This window comes from Mesorhizobium sp. M7A.F.Ca.CA.004.12.1.1, assembly GCF_003997835.1.
In the GTDB taxonomy this organism is placed as follows: domain Bacteria; phylum Pseudomonadota; class Alphaproteobacteria; order Rhizobiales; family Rhizobiaceae; genus Mesorhizobium.
The window spans coordinates 1-1867 of record NZ_RZRK01001020.1; the positions used below are offsets into that span (position 1 = coordinate 1).

The window sequence follows — 1867 nt, forward strand, 5'->3', positions numbered from 1 at the left end:
CCGCCGGTCCCTCCCAGCCGCCCGTCCAGGACGGATTGCCGATCAGATAGGGATCGATGAGGATCTTGGCATCAGCGGTCTCGATGCGAAAGGCCGAGTGGCCGTACCAGGTCAGTTTCATGAATGCATTCCTCGATTTTTGTCTTGCCAAAGGATAGAACGCCGACGGCCCCGAGATCAAAGGGTTACTGTGTCCACCACGCGTTTGACAAAACACGTGGTGGTGAAAGGCGAAGGACGGCCGGTGGGCATTATCACGATCGAGGAATTGCCGGCGCGGCTGACCGGCGGCAAGACGCTGGCGGGACTTGACCTCGGCGACAAGACGATCGGCGTCGCGGTCTCGGACCAGAGATTTTCCTTCGCCCATCCGCGCCCGGTCATCATGCGAAGGAAATTCTCGCTCGATGCGGCGGTGCTGCTCGCCTTGCTGCGGAAGGAGAATGCCGGCGCGGTGGTGATTGGGCTGCCGATCAATATGGACGGTTCGGAAGGTCCGCGTGCGCAGAAATCGCGCGCCTTCGTTCGCAACATGGCCCAGATGAGCGACCTGCCCTTCGTGCTCTGGGATGAAAGACTATCGACGGTCGCGGCCGAAAGGACGCTGATCGAGATGGATTTCTCGCGCCGCAAGCGCGCCGGCAAGATCGATTCGGCGGCAGCCGCGTTTATTCTGCAGGGAGTTTTGGACCGGCTTCAGTCGCTCCACGCATCCGCTCGAACGGAACCGGACCCGCCCAGCGCTGTTTGACCCAGCCGGCGATTTCGCGGCGACGGCGGAAAGCCCAAAGCGCCATCAGCAGCAACCCGTCGAAGACGCACGTCTTCGCCACCATGCCGGGAATGATCGCCGGATCGATGCCGAGCATCTGACCATAGAGCTGGAAGAAGAAGTCGTGCATCTGTCGGCTGAGCATCGTGTAGCCGAAATTGATGTCATTGGCCGACAGATAGAACCAGCCCCAGAAAATCGCCATCGGCGCCGCCCAGAACCCAAAGATGTAACGCATCAGCGGCCTCCCCTGTGATTGGAGCCGGTCTTGGAGACCGTTCGGCCTGATATGAGTGAGAGCAGCGAATTGTGAGCCGCGGCTTTTGCCATGTCATGCGCGACGGCATGGATCTCGCTTTCGCCGGAAGCCGCTGCCGCAACCACGGACCGCCGCTCGGCAAGCATGGCGACGTAGGACGCCAGAAGTGCCGTCAGCTGCACGGCAACTGCCATGAACAGCCCGTTGATGCCTTGCGCGGCACCTCCGATGACGATCAGCGACAACATGCCGGACGCGCTGATGAAGGCGATGCGGGCGACGCTGTCGGCGCCGGGACTGGTCGCGTCGTTGACCAGGGCTTCGACAAAGGCCCAGAAAAACAGAACCGCGACGACAAGCAATGCGGTGGCGAGCGGCGCCACGACAACGAAATTGTCGAGGTCGACGAAGCGGGTACCCTCGATTGTGGTGCCCAGCACGCCGAGTGCCGCCGCCACACCCCGGTTTCCGTCGATGCAGATGAGCGCAAGCAGGGCGAAAACAATCGCCCAGTGCAAGGCCAGAAAAGAGGTCAGTACCTGTCGCATCGGTGTTCCTGCTTCGCAAAGCAAGAGACGGCCAATCTGAACCATTCCCTGCTCGCGCCGGGACAGTGGGCCTTGCCGTCCGCCATCGCAACGGAAACCATTTGTTAAGGTTAACGGTGATCAGCCATACGCGTGAGGATGCCCGCCAACGCGTCAAAACTGTGGATGGCGCCGGTTTTTGCGATGCTCGCCGCTCAGTTCACCGGCGGATAGAGCGTGTCGATGATCATGCGTGCATCGTGGCGCGAATCGATCATGCCATAGGTGTTGCGCCATTGGCCGGCCAAA

Annotated in this window: 4 protein-coding genes; 1 reads left to right on the forward strand and 3 read right to left on the reverse strand. The window is 61.1% G+C overall.

What is annotated here, in order from left to right; all coding sequences use genetic code 11:
* Nucleotides 1–121 (reverse strand): MBL fold metallo-hydrolase (locus EN984_RS33050; protein WP_206517542.1); only part of this gene is annotated, 121 nt, incomplete at its 3' end.
* Nucleotides 122–244: 123 nt separating this feature from the next.
* Here EN984_RS33050 and ruvX point away from each other — a divergent pair.
* Nucleotides 245–751 carry a Holliday junction resolvase RuvX gene (gene ruvX, locus EN984_RS33055; protein ID WP_023812961.1) on the forward strand — a complete coding sequence of 169 codons (507 nt, stop codon included), beginning with the start codon at nucleotides 245–247 and terminating at the stop codon, nucleotides 749–751.
* On the opposite strand, the gene EN984_RS33060 is transcribed toward ruvX, so the two are convergent.
* Together EN984_RS33060 and EN984_RS33065 are read right to left on the reverse strand one after the other, a co-directional pair.
* Nucleotides 669–1010 carry a DUF6105 family protein gene (locus EN984_RS33060; RefSeq protein ID WP_127272493.1) on the reverse strand — a complete coding sequence of 114 codons (342 nt, stop codon included), beginning with the start codon at nucleotides 1008–1010 and terminating at the stop codon, nucleotides 669–671. The two genes, ruvX and EN984_RS33060, sit on opposite strands and share 83 nt — an antisense overlap.
* Nucleotides 1010–1579, reverse strand: coding sequence for a hypothetical protein (locus EN984_RS33065; RefSeq protein ID WP_127269521.1), 570 nt, complete (start codon nucleotides 1577–1579; stop codon nucleotides 1010–1012). Before EN984_RS33065 ends, EN984_RS33060 begins: the two co-directional genes overlap by 1 nt.
* Nucleotides 1580–1867 lie beyond the last annotated feature (288 nt).

What these genes read in the sequence shown, in the direction of transcription:
- EN984_RS33065 (WP_127269521.1), bottom strand. Translation starts at nt 1,579, where the DNA reads ATGCGACAGGTACTGACCTCTTTTCTGGCCTTGCACTGGGCGATTGTT.
- EN984_RS33060 (WP_127272493.1), bottom strand. Translation starts at nt 1,010, where the DNA reads ATGCGTTACATCTTTGGGTTCTGGGCGGCGCCGATGGCGATTTTCTGG.